Origin of the sequence: Paenibacillus sp. Soil787, assembly GCF_001429545.1 — a bacterium.
GTDB lineage: Bacteria > Bacillota > Bacilli > Paenibacillales > NBRC-103111 > Paenibacillus_E.
Genome location: NZ_LMSP01000012.1, coordinates 545,507 through 567,816, shown reverse-complemented (window position 1 = coordinate 567,816; position 22,310 = coordinate 545,507). Strand labels below are relative to the sequence as shown.

At 45.1% G+C, this 22,310-nt stretch carries 15 protein-coding genes and 2 tRNA genes; 16 read left to right on the top strand and 1 reads right to left on the bottom strand.

Translation table 11 applies throughout. The features are described 5' to 3' along the window. The first annotated feature begins 235 nt into the window (after window positions 1-235). The 16 genes from ASG93_RS15205 to ASG93_RS15135 all read left to right on the top strand — a co-directional run bounded on the left by ASG93_RS15205 (window position 236) and on the right by ASG93_RS15135 (window position 20,953). Window positions 236-1,006 (top strand): ABC transporter ATP-binding protein, encoded by a 771-nt coding sequence (locus tag ASG93_RS15205; RefSeq protein WP_082614908.1) that lies wholly within the window; start codon window positions 236-238, stop codon window positions 1,004-1,006. Continuing rightward, entirely contained in the window at window positions 969-2,069 is a 1,101-nt protein-coding gene (locus tag ASG93_RS15200; RefSeq protein ID WP_082614907.1) for an efflux RND transporter periplasmic adaptor subunit, read from the top strand. The genes ASG93_RS15205 and ASG93_RS15200 overlap by 38 nt, the downstream gene beginning before the upstream one ends. Continuing rightward, window positions 2,069-4,996, top strand: a complete 2,928-nt coding sequence (locus ASG93_RS15195; RefSeq protein WP_414858866.1) for an FtsX-like permease family protein — start codon at window positions 2,069-2,071, stop codon at window positions 4,994-4,996. The genes ASG93_RS15200 and ASG93_RS15195 overlap by 1 nt, the downstream gene beginning before the upstream one ends. Before the next feature lies 1 nt (window position 4,997). Continuing rightward, window positions 4,998-5,930 (top strand): ABC transporter ATP-binding protein, encoded by a 933-nt coding sequence (locus tag ASG93_RS15190; protein ID WP_082614906.1) that lies wholly within the window; start codon window positions 4,998-5,000, stop codon window positions 5,928-5,930. Continuing rightward, on the top strand, window positions 5,927-7,405 hold the full coding sequence (locus ASG93_RS15185) for an ABC transporter substrate-binding protein (RefSeq protein ID WP_056833273.1): 1,479 nt from the start codon (window positions 5,927-5,929) through the stop codon (window positions 7,403-7,405). Before ASG93_RS15190 ends, ASG93_RS15185 begins: the two co-directional genes overlap by 4 nt. A 53-nt stretch (window positions 7,406-7,458) precedes the next feature. Next, window positions 7,459-9,612, top strand: coding sequence for a hypothetical protein (locus ASG93_RS15180; RefSeq protein ID WP_056833271.1), 2,154 nt, complete (start codon window positions 7,459-7,461; stop codon window positions 9,610-9,612). A gap of 272 nt (window positions 9,613-9,884) precedes the next feature. Further along, window positions 9,885-12,995 carry an efflux RND transporter permease subunit gene (locus ASG93_RS15175; RefSeq protein WP_056833269.1) on the top strand — a complete coding sequence of 1,037 codons (3,111 nt, stop codon included), beginning with the start codon at window positions 9,885-9,887 and terminating at the stop codon, window positions 12,993-12,995. A 29-nt stretch (window positions 12,996-13,024) separates the two neighbouring features. Beyond that, window positions 13,025-14,281 carry an efflux RND transporter periplasmic adaptor subunit gene (locus ASG93_RS15170; protein ID WP_056833267.1) on the top strand — a complete coding sequence of 419 codons (1,257 nt, stop codon included), beginning with the start codon at window positions 13,025-13,027 and terminating at the stop codon, window positions 14,279-14,281. 24 nt (window positions 14,282-14,305) lie between these two features. Beyond that, on the top strand, window positions 14,306-16,057 hold the full coding sequence (locus tag ASG93_RS15165) for a hypothetical protein (RefSeq protein ID WP_056833265.1): 1,752 nt from the start codon (window positions 14,306-14,308) through the stop codon (window positions 16,055-16,057). A gap of 160 nt (window positions 16,058-16,217) precedes the next feature. After that, entirely contained in the window at window positions 16,218-16,382 is a 165-nt protein-coding gene (locus ASG93_RS35915) for a hypothetical protein (RefSeq protein ID WP_164484139.1), read from the top strand. A 91-nt stretch (window positions 16,383-16,473) separates the two neighbouring features. Next, a tRNA-Met gene (locus ASG93_RS15160) sits at window positions 16,474-16,550 on the top strand. 11 nt (window positions 16,551-16,561) lie between these two features. Next, a tRNA-Ile gene (locus ASG93_RS15155) sits at window positions 16,562-16,635 on the top strand. Window positions 16,636-16,895: 260 nt separating this feature from the next. Beyond that, entirely contained in the window at window positions 16,896-18,419 is a 1,524-nt protein-coding gene (gene xylB / locus ASG93_RS15150; protein ID WP_056833263.1) for a xylulokinase, read from the top strand. Window positions 18,420-19,145: 726 nt separating this feature from the next. Next, a complete protein-coding gene (locus tag ASG93_RS15145) occupies window positions 19,146-19,502 on the top strand; it encodes a hypothetical protein (RefSeq protein ID WP_056833261.1) in 357 nt (118 codons plus the stop codon). A gap of 277 nt (window positions 19,503-19,779) precedes the next feature. Next, window positions 19,780-20,058 (top strand): DUF2277 domain-containing protein, encoded by a 279-nt coding sequence (locus ASG93_RS15140; RefSeq protein WP_056833258.1) that lies wholly within the window; start codon window positions 19,780-19,782, stop codon window positions 20,056-20,058. Between the two features lie 148 nt (window positions 20,059-20,206). Next, the gene (locus tag ASG93_RS15135; RefSeq protein ID WP_056833257.1) at window positions 20,207-20,953 is read left to right on the top strand and encodes a DUF1906 domain-containing protein; all 747 of its coding nucleotides are present in this window, start codon (window positions 20,207-20,209) and stop codon (window positions 20,951-20,953) included. Between the two features lie 100 nt (window positions 20,954-21,053). Here the strand turns inward: ASG93_RS15135 and ASG93_RS15130 are convergent, their stop codons facing one another. Next, window positions 21,054-22,190 (bottom strand): hypothetical protein, encoded by a 1,137-nt coding sequence (locus ASG93_RS15130; RefSeq protein WP_056833254.1) that lies wholly within the window; start codon window positions 22,188-22,190, stop codon window positions 21,054-21,056. Window positions 22,191-22,310 lie beyond the last annotated feature (120 nt).

The following is a 22,310-nucleotide window of genomic DNA, read 5'->3' as shown; positions in this document are numbered from 1 at the left end:
GCTATTTGTTTTGTTGTTTGTTACTGCGGGGACTTGGGGTGAATGTTATGGATAAAATAGGCAATTCGTTGCATGGATGAATCTTCCAAAAGATAGTATATTTTAATAGATTCATACAAACGGGTATATCCCCAAAAAGCTTTCAGGAAATTTTCAGTTTCATGAAACCTTTTGGAAAGATCTTCCGTCTATTTTATCATACATACAGTTTGGAAATGAAAGGAAGACATACCAAATGGCAAGCTGGTTTCGAAAAAGAAGCACAATGGACGCTTTAGCTATCGATGAAGAGCCGCAATCTGATGAACGTTCCTCTCGTCTCAGCCAACTCCATTCACCTTTATTAACGGTTAGTGGTGTGTACCGCTCCTTTCAAGTTGGAGGCCAGAAGTTAGAGGTACTGAAAGGGATTGAGATGGAGCTCAGACCGTTACAGCTTGTCATGCTCAAAGGCCGATCCGGGTCAGGGAAAACAACGCTGCTTAATTTAATCGGGGGGCTCGATCAGCCGAATGAGGGGGAGATTTTGTTTCGTGAGCATGCCTTTCATCTCAGCAGTGACGATGTACGGACGTTGATTCGTCGCAAGGAAATTGGTTTTATTTTTCAATCCTATGCGTTAATGCCCTTGTTGTCTGCTTGGGAAAATGTTGAGCTAGCGCTGAGGATGGCGGGTATTCCGCGTTCTCAGTGGAAAGAGCGAGTGAAGCATTGCCTGGAGCTTGTTGGGCTTGGCAAGCGGATGCACCATCGTCCATATGAGCTTTCCGGCGGCGAGCAGCAACGTGTCGCGATTGCAAAGGCGATTGCGCATCGGCCTTCCCTTATTTTGGCGGATGAGCCTACGGCTGAGCTAGATTCTCAGATGGGTGCGCAGATTATGTCCGTTTTTCGCAGCATCATGAAAGCAGAGCAAGTCACGATATGTATGACAACACATGACCCTACAATTTTGGAGGTTGCCGATCATGTTTACGAAATGGTGGACGGAAGATTCGTCACGTAATTGGACGATGAAGCCTTTAGCAGCACTGCTTGTATGTTCGACATTACTACTTGCTTCTGGGTGTTCACTTTTGCCTAAGGAGCAGGAAGAAGAATCGCTTCCGACGATTAACCCGCCTAAGCTTTCCAAAAAGCCTGAATATACGGTAAAAACGGAAACCCTTGAAACGAAAGTGCGAGGGAGTGGGCGCCTAATGGCTTTGCAGGAAGAGAAGCTGTTTTTCTCCGAAGATATGTCCGCCAAACGGATCAGCACTATTCTTGTGAAGAATGGGGATTCCGTCGAAAAGGGGCAGCCGATCGCGGAGCTTGATGTAACGGATATGGCGAGCGACCTAAAGCGGAAGAAGCTTCAAACACGTAAGGATGAGCTTACGATGATCGAAACACTGCGGAAAGCGGATGAAATGTCGCCTGAGCAAATTGAGCAGGCAAAGATCGATTTTGAGTTGAAGCGTGAAGAACTGACCAAGCTTGAAACGCAAGTTGGTAAAGCGCAGCTGCTCGCTCCTTTCAGCGGAACCATCGTCACTGTAACAGCTAAGAAAGGCGATACGGTGAAGACCGGAGAATCCGTTGCGACTCTCGCAGATTTGAATGAATTAACTGTGGCAGCAAGTATTACTGCAGATGATACGAAGAAAGTAGCCATTGGGATGGAAGTGCAAGTGGATATTAATTCAGCCGGTCAGCACAAAGGGAAAGTGAAGCAGCTGCCGAACCCGCAAGCCGGAAACAACAATAATAACGGCGGGTTTCCTGGCCAAGGTGGGCAAGGTGAGCAGGATACGATCGATAATTATTTGGTCGTGCAGCTTAATGAGTTCCCGAAAGGGCTGAATCGAGGAACCCCGCTGAGTGTCACGATTATTACACAACGAAAAGAAAACGCCACAACGATCCCTCTGGCTGCACTTCGCTCGTATTCGGGTCGGAATTATGTCCAAGTCATTGATAATCAAGGAAATAAGAAGGAAGTGGACGTGGATATCGGCCAGCAGACATCAACAGATGTGGAGATTGTAAAAGGTCTCACAGCTGGACAGAAAGTAGTGGGTCGCTAATGTCCATGCCGATGCTGCGGTTTTTATTTCGGAAAATGTGGAATACCCGCTGGCTAACGCTCAGCACCTTGCTTGGTCTTGTCATGGCTGTTGCTTTCACCACGAGCATTCCGATGTATGCCGATGGGTCGCTCAAGCGAGTTGTCGCCAAATCGTTAGAAGAAAAAAGCGAGGGACTTCCTGCAGGCTCACTGCTTATGCGTTATCAAGCTGTTGGGACAGAGCGCGCAGGGTTAGATGAGCTCAAAGACGTCAATGTGTATATACAAGATGAAATTCCGAAAGATGTTGGTTTTCCATTACAGACTTATGCAAGAAGCTATTCCATCAAAGGATCGCAGCTAACTCCCGCAGATGGGACAAAAGCAGACCCTAGTAAGCGTCGACAAATGACATTAACGACGTTAAGCGGACTAACCGATCAGGTTGAATGGTCACTCGGGCAGATGGCTTCTGGGCAAGCGCAGAATGGCATTTTGGAAGCTGTAGTTTTAGAAGAAGCATTGTTTCGAAACGATCTGCATATAGGGGACGTATTCAGTTATTCAGTTTCGGGTGCAGGCGGCAGTCAGTTGTTAAAAGTGAAGATCGTTGGTTCCTTCAAACCCAAAAATGAAATGAGTCCTTATTGGTTTCAAGGCTTGGAAGGGCTAGTAAACGCACTTATAATTCATGATGATGTGTTCATGAAGACGTTGTTAACGGAGAAGAAGATTCCGCTTCAACTCGCCAATTGGTACTATGCATTCGATTTGCGGAATATCCAAACCAGTCAATTAACGCCACTTGAGAACCGTTTGGAGCGTCTGGATATCAACTTGTTCCAAAAACTCAAAGATACAAAGGTAGATGTTTCGTTTAAGCCAATTCTTACTGAATTTAAAGCCCAAAGCTTGCAGATGCAGATTTTATTATTCACATTAGCGGCTCCGATGATTGCGATGGTTTTCTATTACATTGTGATGAATGCCAGACAATCGCTTGATCGACAGCGTGGTGTGATTGCCATCCTGCGAAGCCGTGGAGGCAGCACGAAGCAAATTGTGGGCATATACTTTCTGGAAAGTTTATTACTTGGGGCGATTGCACTGCTGATTGGACCCTTTATGGGCTGGTTCATGGCCAAAAGTATCGGCTCTTCCAGTGGATTTCTAACGTTCGTAGATCGTAAATCGATTCCTGTTGGCTTTACAAATGAGGCAATGCTCTATGGCGGACTCGCTGTTCTGATTGCAATTCTTGCCAGTGTGATTCCAGCTGTCCTTTTTGCAAGATCTTCGATCGTCAACTATAAGCAGCAGCTCGCAAGGTCAGACCGCTCGCCATTATGGCAGCGTTGGTTCATCGACATTGTCCTGTTAGGACTTGTTGGCTACGGCTTTTACTTATTTGATCAACGCCAAGTATTATCTGTCCAAACAGGGCTAACGACCGATCAATTACAGGTGCATCCGCTGCTGTTTTTCGTCCCAGCACTTTCGATCTTCGCGCTTGGGCTTTTCTTTCTGCGCATCTTTCCATGGCTGTTGCGATTGTTCGGCTGGCTAGGGCGGAAATTCCTGCCCGTGCCGCTATACTTGACGCTTGTTCAGCTTTCCCGCTCCGCCAAAGCCTACTACCCGCTCATGCTGCTGCTCATTCTTACGCTTGGCCTCGGTGTGTACAATTCTTCGGCTGCACGTACGATTGATCTGAACTCGACGGAGCGGATCATGTATCAATATGGTACAGATGTTGTGCTGCAAACCGTATGGGAAGGCTTCTCGGACGATCTGCCGAAGGATCCGAACGCAGGGAAAAGCGGCGGCGGAGCTCAGGGAGGCGGGACATCTGGTGCCGGAGGGAATAACGGTGGCAGCGGTGGCTCCAGTGCGGGGGGAGGCCAAGGCCAAGGCGGCCCGAAACCTGGAGAGGAGACACCATCCAAGATTCGTTACGTCGAACCGCCCTTTCAAATGTTCCGTGATCTAGAGGGCGTTCAGTCTGCGGCCAGAGTTTTGCAGATGAAAGGAAACGTTGTTGTTTCTGGTAAATCAACTGGTCAGGGAATGATCATGGGGATCGATAATGCCGATTTTGCTAAAGTAGCTTGGTTCCGGCCCGATTTATTCCCAGCTCATCCGAATCAATATCTGAATTTGCTAGGAAGCTATGAGCAAGCTATTATCATACCCTCGAATTATGCAAGCAAATATGCGCTTAAAGCGGGTGATCTGCTTTCGATTACGATCGGTCAGCAGCCCGTGGAATTCGTGATTGTTGGCATCCTGCCGTATTGGCCGAGTCAATATCCGGATCAGGCGCCATTTTTCATAGCAAATTTGGATTACATATACGATCAGGCACCTATTACACCTTACGAAGTATGGCTCAAAATGAAACCGGAAGCTAAAGTTGCACCAATTGTTACTGCTCTGCAGGCCAAGGGAATTGAACTAGCTTCAGTGAAGGATGTTCGCAACGAGCTCATTATTCAGAAGAAGCTTCCAGCAAGAGGCGGCGTCTTTGGTATTCTTAGCCTGGGCTTTCTCGTTTCTGTGATCGTCTCCTTAATCGGCTATATGCTGTATTGGTTCTTCAATTTATCTAGCAGAGTTGTACAGTTTGGGGTTCTTCGAGCCATGGGCCTTTCCCGCAAACAATTGACGGGCATGCTGCTCCTCGAGCAAATCTTTACGGCTGGATTATCCATCGCGTTAGGCATCGGAATTGGTAAATTAACGAGTTATTTCTTCTTACCTTTCCTCCAAACTTCCCAGAATGTGAAGACGCAGGTGCCGCCGTTCCGAGTTGTTTTCGATTCCAAAGACACCTATCAGCTATATTTTGTGGTTGCTTTCATGATGATAACAGGGGCTTTGCTGCTGTTTTTACACATTAGAAGGCTGCGCGTTCATCAGGCTGTGAAGCTGGGAGAGGAGAAATAGGGTGATTACTTGCGAGGGCTTAGTCAAAATTTATAAAACAGACGAGATTGAAGTTGTCGCTTTGCAAGGGCTAAATATACAGATTGATGCCGGTGAACTTATGGCAATAATCGGGAATAGCGGAAGCGGCAAGTCCACATTGCTGAACATATTAGGAGGGCTTGATCGCCCTTCTGCAGGTCAAGTGAAAGTCGGCGATTGGGATTTGTTGAAGATTACCGACAAGCAGTTAGTTGACTACAAACGGCATACCGTCGGCTTCATCTGGCAAAATAATGCGCGAAATCTAGTCTCGTACCTCACCGCGCTCGAGAATGTGGAAATGCCAATGATGCTCAGCGGGAACTATGACCCTGTCTATGCGAAACAGCTGCTTGAGTGGGTGGGCCTTGACCACCGCTTGAATAACAAGCTGCAAGAACTGTCCGGTGGTGAACAGCAGCGCGTAGCAATTGCGATTTCGCTTGCTAACCGCCCGCGTTTGCTGCTAGCTGATGAACCGACGGGGTCGGTGGATACGAAGACGGCGGATATGATTCTTTCTATTTTCCAGCGGTTGAATAAAGAGTTGGGAGTGACCATTGTCATTGTTACTCACGATATGTCCATGGCAGGCAAAGTAGGGCGGGTCGTTGCCATTCGAGATGGCATGACAAGTTCGGAGTTTATTGCTCGCAATCCTTCGATTTCGATGCTTGATGGAACTTCGGCAGGGCTCACGGGTGAAGACCATGAAGAGTATGTGGTGCTAGACCGCGCGGGACGATTGCAGGTTCCGAAGGCTTACTTGAGCGCTCTGCAAATTGACGGTAAAGCTTCAATGGAGTTTGACGGCGAGAAAATTATGATTAAAGCACCGAAAGATTTATCTACCAGTGAAGTTATTGAACGAATGGAATCAAATTCACAAACCGTTGGAGGAAAATCAAAATGAAAAAGATTACGCGTAAAATGTTTGCGACAACCCTAACGCTGGCTATGGTTGCTCCACTAGCTGTTGCTTGTACCAAAGGGGAAAAAACCGATGATAAACAGGAGCGCGTGCTTAAAATCGCGACTTCTATGATGTACGGCGGTGATGACGAATATTTCAGACAACAATTCACGGAAATATTTGAATTCGCCAATCCAAATATCAAGATTGAAATGATACCAACGATGGATGATAAGTTCCGTTATGGCAACATTCAACCAGGAGAGAAAATGCCCGATCCCATGGAGAAGCTGAAGGAAGTCATGCAGGGAGATAATCCGCCGGATGTGGTTATGCTTGGTTACGAACAGCTGCCGGATATGATTGAAAGCAACATGCTTACACAGCTCGATCCACGAATAACGAAAGATAAATTTGACACCGCAGGGATCGTTCCAGCGGTAATGGATGGCATGAAAAATGCAGGCGGCGGGAAGCTTTACGCACTTGCTCCCACATTCAGCTCTTCGGCACTCATTTATAATAAGAAAATGTTCACGGATGCGGGTGTCGATTTTCCAAAGGATGGGATGACATGGGATGAGACATTCGATCTTTCCAAACGGCTTGTTAAAGGGGAAGGGGAGAGCCGCATTAATGGTTTCTCATTTAATACGCAATCACAAGGCGGAGATTTGTTCTATGGTATGCAAATGTATACAGCTCCCCTGCAATTGAAAATGTTCGATGATGCCGGCGAGAAAATGACGGTGGATACGGACCAATGGGAAAAAGTTTGGACCAAAATGGCTCAGATGCAAAAAGAGAAGGTGTTCCCAGAGTTGATGGATCCTCAGAAGCAAACGAACCGACAGTATGATCAAAATAATCCTTTTGCGTATGATGATTTCATGTCTGGCCGATTGGCCATGGCGATTATTAATTATGGTCAAATTCAACAGCTTACGAATGCGAACAAGAATGCAGCCAATTTTAAAGGCTATACACCCATCGAATGGGATGTCGTAACAATCCCTTCCCACCCGGAAGCAAAAGGTGTTGGCGGATCCATCTATATGAATGGTATTATGGGTATAAATGCCAAAGCACAAAACCCTGATGATGCTTGGAAATTCATAAAATTCATTAATGGCGAAGATTGGGCAAAATTGAAATCTCATAGCTCCTATAACTTGGTTGCACGCTCCAAATATTTGAAGCCCAAAGATGGATTGGATTTCCATATGGAAGCTTTCTACAATGTGACACCAGCTCCAATGGAGAATAACACGAAAATTTATCGCAATAATCCTAACATTTATCAGGTACAAGAAATTGGTCATACGCAGTTTATGAATGTCCTTCAAGGGAAAACGACAGCTCGCGAAGCGCTCAAGCAATGGCAAACCCAGGGCGATGCGATGCTCAAACAAATGAAGGAAAATCCGAATACGCCTATGAACCCGATGACAAAACAGGCTGTGCCTGCTGGCTAAGGCAGGCTGGAATTTCTAATAGAATGATATTATGAAGGAGGTCGCTCATTATCATGTACATCAAGAAACGCTATCGCTTGGCAACCATTGCTTTGTCTGCTGCATTGGCACTAGGAGCTGTTACACCTGTTTGGGCGGATAGCAGTCCATCGGCTATTACTACGACTTTAGGTAAGGTTTCCATTACAGGCAGCAGTTACTTTGAATTAAAACAGATCCATGTATTGCCTGATCAAAGCGGCAAGCTCGCAACATTTACCATTACCATTCACAACGAAGGGAGCAGTGAGCTGCAATTCATTGATTACTGGGTAAGGCTAAAAAGCAAATCCGGCAATCAATTTTCAGCACGCTTGCTGCCTGCGGATAAGGATAAGAACCGGGTTGCTCCCGGTTCAACGACTGATTTAACGTTCTACGCGACCGTTAACACCAGCACGAACTTGCAAGATCTCGTTGTCCAATTTATCAAATGGGATTTTAGCCAGTCCAACTTTGAGCGTGTCCTGGGTGAAGTCGCAGTACCGGATTCCTATACAGATGTAACGCCTTCAGATGGTGCTGCTGAAATTTCTGTAAATGGAACCACCGTGAAAGCTGCAATTAACAAGTTTGTCAGCAATAAGAATGAAAAATATCACGTTCCTACCGTATATCTGACTTTAGAGAATGCTGGCAATCAAACGGTTACGATTCCTTCCTACCTCTTCTCGATTCGCACAAAAGAAGGTCTGCTGTATCCATTGGAAGCTAAGGGATTGAAAGATTTGAAGATCAATCCAAAGGAAAGCAAAGAAATTCAGTTATCTGGATCCATTCCAGTAGCCGTTTCCCCGGACTCGTGGCAGTTGGCGGTAGCAGAAACAATTCCTGACTTGAAATTGAATGTTTCCGTTGCGAATTTTGGACTGCCTGCCGTTACGCAGCAAGAAGGCGGCTCTGTTGGTAAGGAGTATTCATTCACTAGTAAGTCCGGTGTATATACAACTCAGCTTAATGGATTGCACCGATTGCCTTGGGAAGACCAAGACCTATTGACGGCCGATTTGACACTAAGCAATAAAGGTGAGGAGTCACTTCCTATCCCAAAATTATCAGGGTATTTCCTGCTGGATGGCGCTGTGAAAATTGATGCCAAGCTCATTCAAACGGCTAAAGTAATCGGATTGGGAGCAGGAGCGAGCGTCAATTTGCAAATTGCAGGGAAAGTGCCGTATACGTATGAATTTTCTCAAATTAAATTAGTTCTTCAAGAGAATGAGGGAGAAACACCGTCAACAGGAGAGGCTACTGGTACAAGCAGTACTGCAGCAACGGATGTGCTGGAGTTCTCCACACAGGCGGAGCTTCAGGCCATTCCTTTCATTGGTATGGGTCAGTCCTATACTTCCAACGATATTGGGCGTAAAGCGAAGTATGCTGTTCGAAGTGTATCCACCTATGAGGATAAAACGAATATCATGTATTCCGCTATGATCGAAGCAACCAATTTGGAGAAGCGTTTCACGAATGTATCCAAGTTTGTCGCTAATTTCCGATCATCAGATGGAACGGTTTTCCCAGCAACGGTTGCTGAAGTAAAGAACAAGATTAGTCCAACAGGAAAAGCGTTATTAAATGTATGGGCTTCTGTGCCAAAAGGTTACACGACAGCGAATTTGAACTTACTTCTTGGAGAAGCAGTGACCGAAGGGAAGCTGTCGGAAGGTGAGAAAGCCACCCCTGATTCCTATGTGAACCCTGTTTCCTACTGGCTGCCTGATGAGAAGACGAATGTAGCGACAACGCTTAAAAATGTCGAATTATTCCCCTACACCATTACGATTGATAAAATTGGCACATCGATTGAGGATAACGTATTTACTATAAAATTTAACTACGAATTAACGAAAGAAAAGCTAACAGAGATTAATACCGAAGGCCATAACTTGCTGCTTGTTTTTGAAGATGGCGGTGGGATTAAACGATTTGAGAAAAAGTTTGATTTCAAAGATTTCGACGTTATCAACGGGGATTCAACGGCAGATGAAGATACGAAGATGCGTCTTGGTAAGCGGGAGAACTTCAAAATTACAAATCCAGATCCGGGCCTCATTTATAACACTAAATTCTTACAGAAGTATACACTCAGTATTTATGACGAGTTTCAAGGTCAGAGAAAGCTGCTGGCTTCACAGAAAGCTGATTGGTTTATCACAACGGACTAATTCATTATTAAGCGGGGGCATTCAGCCTTCGCTTTTTTTCTTGAAGTCACATGAAGTCATAACCATTTATCGGCTCATATGACCAATTTATGACTCAAATATGACTTCATTCACCTGTTTTTATCAAAATGAAGAGCTATAATAAATCCTGACCGAGTAAAAACATAAAATTTTCAACTCTAGTTTATGTTTTGTTAAGAAATTCCAAGTATGATAATTGAGTGAGCACGAAGGATGTAGGTATTAAAGCTGGTGATAGGGGAGAAGTGAGAATGTCCAAGTTAACCGAGTTTTCAATGAAAAATGTGGCAGCGGTTTTCATCGTCATGCTGCTGTTGGTCGTAGGAGGAACGTTTTCTACAACCACATTAAAGGTAGAAAGTATGCCTGATATTACTTTTCCGGTCGTCATTATTAGCACTACATACGTGGCACCTCCGAAGGATGTGCTGGATGAAATTACAAAGCCGCTTGAGAAGGCTGTTGCAGGGCTCGATGGATTAAAAACCCTAAGCTCCGGCTCACAGGACAATTATTCACAGATTATCCTGCAGTTAGACCAAGATAAGAAGCCTGAAGATGTGAAGAAAGACGTGGAGAGCCTGATCTCCAATGTGAAGATGCCTCAAGGTTCGGAGAAACCTAAAGTGTTAACAGCAGGCTTTTCTTCCGAACCGGTCTATTATTTGGCGGTTTACGGTGAGGCAGGAATGAACCAAACCGAGCTGGATAAAGCCTACAATGATACGATTCTTCCTGGCTTTAACGGGCTCAAAGGGATTGACCATGTGGATTCGGTAGGCAATCAGGAGGCTGTACTTACCATTAAATTGGATGCTCCCGCGATAAATAATTATGGTCTAACCCCGGCAGATGTATCGGGTTTGATCAAAGCCTCATTGGTATCTAGCCCTGCGGGCACGGTTGATTTCAATGGAAACACGCAGATGGTTCGAGTCAAGGGTGAAATGGATACGATTTACAATTTAGATAATTTGAAAATTACAACGAAAACAGGCGATACGCTCCTTCTCAAACAAATTGCCAAAGTTGAAGCCATCAGCGAGTCCAAGTTTATTGCGAGATTAGATGATCAACCAGCTATCGGCGTACTGCTTTACAAAACGAAAGCAGCGAATGCTGTTGAGTTTGCAAATAGTGCAGATAAGCTTATGACGGATTGGGGGAAAACGCTCCCTGGCGTGAAATTCCACAAAATTTTCAATTCAGCCAACGATATCAAAGATTCCATCCATGGTATGGTGCAAGAAGGCGGATTAGGCGCTGTGCTTGCCTCATTAATGATCTTGCTGTTCCTTCGTAATATACGTATGACGATCATCGTTCTCGTTTCGATTCCTCTCTCGATTCTTGTTACGTTACTGGTCATGGGGCCGCTAGGCATTTCCCTTAACATTATGACGTTAGGCGGAATGGCCATTGCAGTCGGGCGGGTCGTGGACGACAGTATCGTCGTTATTGAGAATATCTACAGTCAACTGCAAAGAGCTCAAGAGCGTAACGAATCAGTGATTAAATTAGCAACGAAACAGGTTTCTAGTGCGATTACTTCCTCTACAATTACGACAGTGGGTGTATTTGGTCCCATCGGATTTGTTAGCGGGGTCGTTGGTGAAGTATTCCGTCCTTTTGCTATTACACTCGTCGTTGCCTTATTGTCCTCATTGATTGTTGCCTTAACGGTTATCCCGATGCTGGCGAAGCTGATGGTACTTCGAAGCAAGAAGCTTGCCAATCACGATGATAATCATGTAGGACCTATGGCTGAGAAATACAAAAAAGCGATCGAATGGTCATTGAATAACCGTATCAAAACCTTATTGATGGCTGGCGTTGCCCTAATTCTCTCAATCGTCATTACAGTACCTAATTTAGCGGTAGCTTTCATGCCCAATAGTGAATCGGTTAAACAAGGGGTCATTGAGATTAAAATGCCGCGAGAAACATCCATCGAAATGATGAATGAGAAGTCCAAAGAACTTGAAAAAGACTTGAAATCACATTTGGACAAAGCCGGTAAACCAGCATTCAAATACATTGAATCCCTTGTTGGTTATAACCAAAGCAGTGACCGATATGCTTATAGAGCGATGATGTTTTTCGAGCTAACAGCAGAAACTGATGCGACAGAAGGTGTCAAGAAGTACAAGGAAGATATGTTGAAACTGATGCCTCCAGGATCCGATGCGAATATACAATTGTTTACAGGTGGGCCCCCTACCTCAACTGGGACCGATTTCTCCTATTCCCTTAAAGGGGATGACCAGCTTTACCTCAAGCAAGCATCGCAGCTGGTTAAAGATAAAATGAAGGAGTTCCCTGAGCTGAACGACATTAAAGACAGCTTGAGTGATTCCAAAACCGAAGTAGAGATTACGGTAGATCAAAACAAAGCACGCTTGTATGGACTCTCTAGTGCTCAAATTTTACAAGCGGTAAACGCCTGGATTGCTGAAGAGAAGCTTGGCGATCTGAAATTTAATAATGTCACTTATTCCACCAAAGTTATGTTGAATCCCGCTTACAAAAACTCTGTGGATAAAGTGGGTACTTTCTTAGTCAAGACGCCTACCGGTCAAACGATTCAGTTAAATGAGGTAGCTCGAGTCAAACAGATAGAAGCGCCAAATAACATTAGTCGTGAAGACCAAGAACAAATCATCAGTGTAAAAGCGAAAATTAATGCTACAGATAAAGGCGGCGTCAGCAAGAAAATTACAGAAGAGTTAGCCAAGTTAGAACTTCCTTCAGGCGTTACTCGTGAAGTGAAGGGCGTATCCGATGATATTAATAAAAGCTTCAAGCAAATGTTTATGGCCATCATTGCTTCCATTTTCATTGTTTACATGGTCATGGTTATTGCCTTTGGAAACGCTAGAGCACCGCTTGCGATTCTGTTTTCACTGCCGCTTGCTGCGATTGGGGGCCTTTTAGGACTTCTAATAACTGGCGAATCGATCAATGTAACTTCGCTCATCGGTTTCCTCATGCTGATTGGTATCGTTGTAACGAACGCGATTGTACTCGTAGACCGCGTACAGCAGCTGAGAGAGCAAAATTATTCGATTCGTGACTCCCTTATTGAAGCGGGAATTACGCGGTTAAGACCTATTATCATGACAGCAGGTGCAACAATTATTGCACTCTTGCCTTTAGGACTTGGATTATCCAAAGGAACGATCATTTCCAAAGGTTTGGCAGTCGTTGTTATTGGCGGTCTTACGACTTCAACTTTGCTAACACTGGTAATCGTGCCTATCATGTATGAGATCTTATTTAAGAAAAGAGAAGGCCGTCTCTTCAAGAGAAAAGGAAAGTCGAATTCTATTCAATCGGAGCAAGCAGGATCTGCGCTTCAATAAGCTAAACAGGGGAAAAGGAGAAAACGAATATGAAACGTCAGTTGTTTATGATTAAACAAAGTACCAAATTATTCGGTGTCGTCGCGCTAAGCGCGGCGATAGCCGTCGGATGTTCCGCATCACCAGCAGCAAGCCCTGCAGCAACAACTGCTGCAGCCGAGCAAGGGGTTAAGGTAGTCAAAACGGCCAAAATTGCCAAACAAAAGATTGGTGAGCCAGTTGAACAAGTCGGAGACGTAGTATCATCCGTTCAATTAGATATTGTCGCGAAGTCAGGTGGAGAAGTCATTGAAATCGTGAAGAAACGCGGAGATATCGTAGAGAAGGGCGATGTGCTCTTCCGTTTGGATCCAACGGATGTTCTTATACAGAAGGATTTGAATTCCGTTAATATTAAAGGGGCGCAGGCAGGGCTTACGGAGGCTAAACAGAAGACATCGAACGGGATTGAAGATGCTAAGGATGGTGTTTCTAAATTGGAAACCGCCGTTAGTGACCTGGAGAAAGCCTACAACACGGTTCGCAATGAATATGATCTAGGGACAGCAACGAAATCTCAATTAGAGCAGGCGGAAACGGCGCTTAGTAATCGAAAGAAAGATTTAGCCAGCGCACGGAGATCACTGAAAACACTGCAAGAAACGAATTCGCTCGCACAAGTAGAGACTAGTTTAGAATCGGCGCAAGTAAATGCGCGGAATATTGAGAGGACTCTTAGCAATCTTGAGGTAAAAGCACCAGCTTCCGGCGTGTTGACGGATCTCAATGTTACTGTTGGTCAAACGCTAGCACCAGGCGGCCGCGTCGGGGAAGTTCAACAGACGAATCCGGTCAAAATCAAATCCCAACTCACGGAATCGTTGGCTAATCTTGTTAGAGGCAAGAGTGAATTGACTTTCTACATACCAGGGGTAACGACGAAAGCCGGAGCCAAGGTGATTTACTTATCGGATGTAATTAACGGACAATCCAAAGCGTATGATCTGGAATTGGAGGTTCCGAATCCGGATGGCAAGCTGAAACCTGGCTCCAAGGCGCAAGTGGAACTCACCAAAGATGATGAACAAAATGTGCCTGTCGTTCCAAGTCTTAGTATCGTTCGCGAAGGCGGAAATAACTTTGTCTATATTGTAAATGGTGAAACGGTACAGAAGCGTAAAGTTGAACTTGGACGTTTGAATGAGACCAATCAGGAAGTTATCTCCGGCGTCAAAGAAGACGAGATTCTTGTTATTTCCGGTCAACATCAACTAAAAGATCAAGATAAAATAAAAGTGGGTAACTAACCAAAACTTAAGGAGGAGAAATAAGTGAATAAGAGGATGAAGAGATCACTAGCAACCATTGTTTTATCAGCTGCACTTTTAACTACAGCATCTTTTCCTGCATGGGCTGCGGATGGTCTGAACTTGGCGGCAGCAGCAGCTGCAAGTACAAATATAAGCTATACACTGACGGATAATATTGAGGTCGAAATTAAAAGCATGCTCAATGAGCACGAATCGGATTCAACGAAATTGGGTGCCGTCATTCGAATTAAAAATACAAGTGGTAAAATCTCGCGTGTGCCTGACTTTGAACTGCGGGTTCGCATGGCAGACGGCGTCGAATATACGCTGCAGCCAAGTGCCAAAAACCCTAAATCGATTCAACCCAAGAGCCAGCAAGAGCTCAGCTACTTGACCACGGTTGAACGGAGTGACGATGTTGCTCTTACCGACCTTAGCTTTGTAGATGTGGATCTTGAGGTGTATCCAAAGGAAGAAACAACACTGCTTACCGTTCCAGTTGACTCTGGCACCGTATGGAACGGCAGTGACAGCACCATAACGAAACCAACTGCGATCCTTAAATGGGGGGAACCGTTTACCTTACCATCTTTGCACTCAACCCTTGGATTCATTCCTGTAGACATTCATAAGGAAATTACAGCCAAAGGTGTTTCTACGGTTGTTCAAATTCAAGTCGTAAATCCAACCAAAGAACGTCAAACCGTACCTAACTTTGGGATCGATGGGAAAACAGAAAATAACGTTTATTCCGGCAGTCGCGCCGAAGCTGCTGTCATGCTAGATCCAGGTGAGAAGAAATATATCCATATTGTCATTCCAACTGATCTGGATACGGAATTTACTAGCTTGAATGTCGTGACACCAGAGAGTTTTGCCACTGCTACGGGTGACGGTAAGTTCCACGAGGACACCTATCGGGTAGGACGTGTCAATATTCTTCTCCCTACAGGTGCCGCGACACAAGGTGTCATCCCAGCTCCAGAATACACCTTGGGTACACCAGTTAAACTGGATTCTACGAATAAGTTCGTACCTTCCAATGTGGATGTTTCTTTGGTTGAATTACATGTAACTAGTAATGAAGACGATGGCTTCAATACAGCTGTGGCGAAATTTAAACTGACGAACAACAGTGACCGTCCGATCCCAATCCCAGCGATCCAAACGGAGCTTGTTAGTAAAGATGGATATGCGTATGGGGGAAGAAGACAGGAAGCTACAGCACTTAGTGTTGTGCCTAATGCTTCGTATGTGGTCAGTTATTCCTATGCACTTCCAGCATCAGAAAAAGGTGAAGGTCTGAAAATGAACCTTTACAGCCAACAGGTTAGTGGAGATACGACCTACAAATCACTGCTTGCGACGGCGAAGGTACCTGTTCAAACGAATGATCCAACAAGTAAAACTCTGAACGTATACCCATATGGTATTACTATTAAGGATTGGACAATTTCAGCTATTTTCCAAGGTAATATGACGTATGATTATAAGCTGAAGCTGGATCTGGATATTAAGCCGGATAAGCAGGTGACGGTAGATAAGTTCAACAGTAAGCTCTCATTCGAATTATTCGATAATGTTGGTAATCCGGTTGGAAAAGCAGTTGAAGCATTGTCAGGCGAAGGACGTTTATACAATGGATCAAACACAATTAACCTAAATGCGAGATCCAATCAACTGGACTTCCCAATTCAGGTCAAAGTATTTGAAACATTCACGAACGAATATGGTGAATCCGTTAAACGGTTGTTGACTACATTTAAACAATAGATGATTAAATAAAGCTGCTTGGACCTGCTCTCTAGAGCACATCCAAGCAGCTTTTGGCTTTATATGTAGCGTACTCATTGCATTGTGGGGAAGTGCTCATAAGGAGGTCTTTTTTTGGATAAGATAGGATTAACGAAATGAACATAACGGAGTGAGTACAATGAACTGGATATATTGGGCTAAATTATATGATTCCAAGTTTCAAGCGGGCTGCCTGGCGAAAAGAATGGAAGAAGACTGGTGGATTTATGGCTATGAATGTCCACAAGAAGTGGAAGTATTTAAGTCCAAAAAAGGGCGATTTGGCGTTCGATATAACACATAATTTACACGAAATACCCTAGAAATTAACGCTTGACTTAGACCGCGCATTTAGTGTATATTTATTTTTGTCGCTGTTGAGCGGCAACTAATGACGCGGGGTGGAGCAGCCCGGTAGCTCGTCGGGCTCATAACCCGAAGGCCGCAGGTTCAAATCCTGCCCCCGCAACCAAATTTTATTTTGGGCCTATAGCTCAGTTGGTTAGAGCGGTCGGCTCATAACCGATTGGTCGGGGGTTCGAGTCCCTCTGGGCCCATAGCACGGAAACCCTTGGTATAAGGGTTTTTATTATTTTATAATATCAAATTAGCCTCACGATATCATCACTTTTCGATGAATCGAAGAGGCTTTTTTACATTTTAGCCCGAAATGTCGCAGGCTTATTAAATCTTCCTAAAGGGACAGCGACTTGGAGTGTCGAAGAATTGTTCATACACGATGCTGGCACTGATGAGATATGAGCAGTACTAGATAGCAAAAACAGGCTGAACTTATCAGAAATAGGAGGGATATAAAATGACAACATTGCTCGGAATAGACCTTGGGACATCCAGCGTTAAGACGACTGCTATGAACCCCGCGGGACGGATTGTAGGCTTATCTCAGCAAAGCTATGACATTCATTCGCCTTTGGTTGGCTATGCGGAGCAAGAGCCTCAATCATGGTGGGATGCAGTGCGACAATCCTTATCTGATGCAGTTAGGCAAGCAAGCGCTGATAGCAGTAACAGTTTTGCAATAGGCTTATCAGGACAAATGCATGGGCTTGTTGCGATTGGGATGAATGGGCAAGTACTTCGACCGGCGATTATTTGGTGCGATCAGCGTTCAATTGAACAGAAGGAACAAATAGAGGCGATGTATTCTATCGAGCAGCTAGGGAAGTTGGTACAGAACCGGGCTGCGACCGGCTTTCTGCTCCTATCGCTGTTGTGGTTAAAGCAGCATGAACCGGATACCTATGCGAAAATTTGGAAAGTCATGCTGCCGAAGGATTATATCAGGTACCGACTAACCGGCGAAGTAGGAACCGAGTCAACGGATGCCTCAGGCACGTTAGCTTATGATGTAGCCAATAAACGTTGGTCCAGTGAACTGTTGGGACAGCTCGGAATTGATCAGACACTCCTGCCAACCGTTCGTGAGCCTTGGGAGGTTGCAGGAAGACTTACAACTGAGGCAGCAAACGATTGTGATATTCCTACAGGTACTATTGTCGTTTTTGGTGGCGCAGACCAGCCCATGCAGGCTGTTGGCAATGGTATTTTACATCAGGGGCAAGCTTCATGTACGTTGGGCACAGGAGGACAATGGTTTGTCCCTGTAGCTACGCCAACATACGATTCCTTGCTGCGAACGCACACCTTCACCCACGCAGCGCCAGGCAAATGGTATATGATGGCGGCGATGCTGAATGCTGGCTTATCACATAAATGGCTAACAGAAAACATCCTCCACAATAAGGACAGTAAGACACTCGATGAAAGCGCTGCTCAGGTTCCTCCGGGCTCAGAAGGGCTTATTTTCCTGCCCTACTTGACTGGGGAGAGAACTCCGCATATGGACCCTTTTGCCAAAGGCGCTATGTTCGGTCTGACGCTGAAGCATAAGGAAGCACATCTGGTTCGAGCTGTCATGGAAGGAGTGGCTTTTGCACTGCGCGATGGGCTGGAGGTATTGGTGACATTAGGTGCGAGAGTCGACCGAATCGTGATGGCCGGTGGTGGAGCTAATAGTGCCATATGGCTTCAGATACTGGCAGATGTGCTGGGTCGTGAGTTATTTCCATCCGCTATGAAAGAGCAAGCATGCATTGGTGCGGCCATGATGGCAGGAGTAGGGGCTGGCGTATATGCATCTATAGAGGAAGCGTGTGAGATTGTGGTGAAGCAAGTCGAGAGGCCGATTACGCCTATTCTGAAGAACAGATCCGTTTACGAAGAACAATATGCTTTATTTAAAGAGCTATATCAATGCAATAAGGAATTGTTCAAAAGAATGAGTGGTTTAAGTTTAACCAATACAAGTCATTCAATCTAATAGTGAAGAGCTTAATTCCTTCATATGAGAAGTTAAAAGGGCACAAATTGTCTATATAGTTAATCGTTGAAAGCCTGAGGAATCAGGTTTTTTTGTAGAAAGTATAAGTTTTATACTTTTGCTTCGCATCTGCCTTGACAAACGCGCTCGTCCCTGAAGGACGACGGAGTCGTTTATCCTTGGACGCCAGAATTTATATGTTTTGGGTTTGGGGTTTTGACATATCGCCATACTGCGTACAATGTGTGCCCGGGATTCGCATGTTTTGAGAAATGGGATAGAAATGGGGAAATAGTGAATTGGGATAAAAAGTTGTACGGGGTACAACAATTTCCTCGATTTCTACGGGGCAAGCTAAAAGATGTTGTATTTTTTACAACAATTCTGCCTTTTTAAAATAAATATGGCTAATTTTGGATATAAATGTTGTATATTTTGCAACATTTCCGAGGAAAAAGCAAATTATCTTGCGTAATGTTGTACAAAGTACAACAAGCCACGGATGATCAATCGAAAGTTTGAGATATTTACGTCTAGGGCGCAACATACATTGCATCAAACTTTACAAACTGTCTCGTTAAATGTCGGAGTAATCCTTTTTTTTATTTTTTTGGGATAAAAGACACTCCGAAGAGAGATCTTATACAAGGTTGCCAATAGTAAGATAAGAAAGTACGTAAAGTCATTTGTAGATGATTAAGCCCCAAAATATGAGGAGGAATTTAAATGTACCAAGATCAAAATATCAATAACCAATTTCAACAAACGCAAGGGATCATTGCGCAACTTATTAACCAAACGCAACAATCTTCACAGATGTACCAACAGATGCTTCAACAAGAGCAGCAAAATGCAATGAGACTTGAAGAATTAGCACAACGGGAACATAAAGCCGTCCAAATCATTCAATCTGCGCTGCAAGGCCACCAAATGGCGATTCAACAATTACAACACGTTTCGCAGTTGTGCAGACAGCTCGAACAAACGGCTCAAAGCAGCTTTCAGTCTCAAAATATGCAGCAACCTCAACAACAAAGTAATTATGCCAATTCGTATGGCTCATCGATTCGCGGCTATCAATAATTCTAAGCATGAATAGATGAAAAAGGACAGAGGCTGACGATATTCGTCGGCCTTTATTCGTAGATAAGTAAGTATAAGTTTTATACTTTTAATTCGCATCTACCTTGACAAACGCGCTCGTCCCAGAAGGACGACGGAGTCGTTTATCCGTGATTGCAATTATATTGTGTTAAAATGCGCCAGGAGTGATAGTTAGCTGCAGCGGTGATTGGATAGTGTGCTTAATTTCGGAGTTTATTGTAAAATTAATTGTATAACGATTCAAAAGGAGAAAGTTATGTGCCGAAATATTAAAACACTATTCAATTTCGATCCTTTGGCTACCGATGATGAAATTCAGGCGGCCTCGCTGCAATTTGTGAGAAAAATTTCAGGATTTACTGAGCCTTCGAAGGCAAATGAGGCGGCGTTCAATCATGCTGTCAAGGAGGTTAGTATAGTTGCACGGAATCTGTTGGACTCGCTGGTAACTAATGCTGAGCCTCGTAATCGTGAGATTGAAATCGAGCGAGTGCGTGTAAGGAATGCTAAAAGGTTTGGAACAAAAGAAGATTAATAACATCATAGTTGGAATAAGGGTTCCTTTCTTACGGGGAAAGAGCCTTTTTTGTGTTTACTTGGATAGGCTTTCAACTTGTCCTTGTAGCGCTCTACCCTAGTTAAGCATATCATGTATAAAACTAGTAGAAATTAGGTGATAGAAAGTGACCAAAGGTTTTGATTGTTCAACGCCTTTAACGGCACAAACCGCCGCTACTTTCGTCAAAGATGGCTACTTGTTTGTAGCCAGATATCTCGTTCCGAGTGGTTACAAAGCGTTAACCAAAAGTGAAGCGGATACGATCAGCCAGGCAGGACTGCAAATCGTATCTGTGTTCGAAACAACCGCGAACCGAGCTCTCGGTGGAAGAAGCGCTGGTTTGGCTGATGGGGCAACGGCTGTACAGGTTGCTCATAATCTAGGCCAACCACCTGGCAGCTGTATTTACTTTGCTGTTGATTTTGAAGCCTCAAGTGCCCAAATGCCAACCATTATTGCTTATATCCGAGCAGCAAGTGAGGCGACACCTGAGTATACGACAGGTGTATATGGTTCTTATACCGTGATGGAAGCTGTCCGTAACGCGGGAGCTTGCTCTCATTTTTGGCAAACGTATGCTTGGGGCGGCGGTCAAAAGGCCGATTTTATAAACATTTATCAATACTTGAACGATGTGGTTGAGCATGGAATTGGCGTGGATTACGATGAATCGTACGGAAATGAAGGTTGGTGGAACACGATAGTACCGCCGGAGCCCCCCGTGTCGTATCCGCTGTCTCTTCAAGATGCCAATGTGATTATACCCTTCCTTTCGGCCGGATATGAGGCGACGTCGTCTACTGTTGCTAGAGAAGAATTTCACCGACTAGCCAATGAGCTGCGCAAAGTTTCGGGTCAACCGGAACAATAATCGCCCAAAAGTAAACCGAATTTCATGAAGGGTAAAATTACTGTGAAATAAAAAATATAAGCCCGGCATCTCTCGACTAGCTCTGAGATGCCGGGCTTTCTCATTGAATGACCGCGCTGCGGATATACCAGCGCTCACCCGGCGAAGCTCTTTCGAGGCGAAAGAGCACTCGCTTGTTCACAACCGCGGACGCACGCATCGGCGTAGCCGAAACGTCAACCGCGGTTTCAAGTTCAAGGAGCTGGGACACGTCCCGCTCCGGGAACTTGGACAGGCGGCGCATGCTTCGCACATGCACCGCCTGTTCTTGCCCGGTGGTGACCTGCAGCAGCTGCAGGTCACCTTGGTTCGCCGCGCTGATCCACACGTCGATCAGCGCCCAGGGCGAGAGCTTGCTGATGTATTCCGTCAGCAAGCCGGCCGCTCGGTGCACCATGACCTGGTGCGCCGGGTCAACGGAGCGGGAGCCGTGCGTCACGCTTCCGAGGAAGTGAATGCAGAAATGACCGTTGAAGTCATTTCCCGGTATACCGTCACCTCCATGCGGCATGCCGTGCATGGACCCGGCCAGCGTGCGGCCGTTCAGCTTCACGAGGACCGCCTTGCGGTCCCAGCTCCAGGCGCCGCCGTAGATGGTTTTGAGCGTCGCGGAGTCGGATTTGGTCAGCGGCTGTACATCCGCATGTTGGGAGCCCGCGCGGCGCTGCCCCTCAAAGCTGAGACCGCTCTCCACGTCTACGATGGTGAATTTACTGTATTTGGGGAGGACTTCACTCGCCTCCTCCCAAGAAAGGATTTCGCCATAATGTCTGGCTCTAACCATTTGAACTTGAGCACGCAGCGTTTCTTGGGCAGTACTTGATATGTTTAACGTGAGTCTTGCCGCGAGGTCTACCACTTCTCCATTCGGGGTGACACCATATCGTTGTTGCACACCTTTTTTGTCAAAGGAAAGCGTGGTATCTGGGGGAAGAGGAGCGACGAATGGCGAACCTGTACCTCCATCTTCTAGCTCTCGTTGTAATTTTTTATCTACAAATATAGCTTCCGTTTGATAAGCGGCATGTGGTGAAACTTTAACGACCAGCTGGAAGTTCCCAGAACTCGCGGTTTCTTCAAGCTGTGGTGTATCGACTTGAGCATGCGTGTGGATACCTATTGCAGCTGTTAGTAGGTTTGTAAACAACAGCGTGCATAACAGCTTTCGGAGCAAACTGTTTGCTCGGTGTGGATGCATGGGTTAGCCTCCTCCTAATTCAGTTTGATAAGCACATAATCAAGTTTTTACAAAATGTCTTAAATTTATGAACAGCCATCCTGCGTATGCGGATCTATTTAAATTTGTGATAAAATAACA

Excerpts from the sequence above, each read along its gene's own strand:
- ASG93_RS15130 (WP_056833254.1), bottom strand. The coding sequence starts at position 22,190 with ATGCATCCACACCGAGCAAACAGTTTGCTCCGAAAGCTGTTATGCACG.
- ASG93_RS15185 (WP_056833273.1), top strand. The coding sequence starts at position 5,927 with ATGAAAAAGATTACGCGTAAAATGTTTGCGACAACCCTAACGCTGGCT.
- ASG93_RS15205 (WP_082614908.1), top strand. The coding sequence starts at position 236 with ATGGCAAGCTGGTTTCGAAAAAGAAGCACAATGGACGCTTTAGCTATC.
- ASG93_RS15180 (WP_056833271.1), top strand. The coding sequence starts at position 7,459 with ATGTACATCAAGAAACGCTATCGCTTGGCAACCATTGCTTTGTCTGCT.
- ASG93_RS15195 (WP_414858866.1), top strand. The coding sequence starts at position 2,069 with ATGTCCATGCCGATGCTGCGGTTTTTATTTCGGAAAATGTGGAATACC.
- ASG93_RS15175 (WP_056833269.1), top strand. The coding sequence starts at position 9,885 with ATGTCCAAGTTAACCGAGTTTTCAATGAAAAATGTGGCAGCGGTTTTC.
- ASG93_RS35915 (WP_164484139.1), top strand. The coding sequence starts at position 16,218 with ATGAACTGGATATATTGGGCTAAATTATATGATTCCAAGTTTCAAGCG.
- ASG93_RS15140 (WP_056833258.1), top strand. The coding sequence starts at position 19,780 with ATGTGCCGAAATATTAAAACACTATTCAATTTCGATCCTTTGGCTACC.
- ASG93_RS15170 (WP_056833267.1), top strand. The coding sequence starts at position 13,025 with ATGAAACGTCAGTTGTTTATGATTAAACAAAGTACCAAATTATTCGGT.
- ASG93_RS15145 (WP_056833261.1), top strand. The coding sequence starts at position 19,146 with ATGTACCAAGATCAAAATATCAATAACCAATTTCAACAAACGCAAGGG.
- ASG93_RS15200 (WP_082614907.1), top strand. The coding sequence starts at position 969 with ATGTTTACGAAATGGTGGACGGAAGATTCGTCACGTAATTGGACGATG.
- xylB (WP_056833263.1), top strand. The coding sequence starts at position 16,896 with ATGACAACATTGCTCGGAATAGACCTTGGGACATCCAGCGTTAAGACG.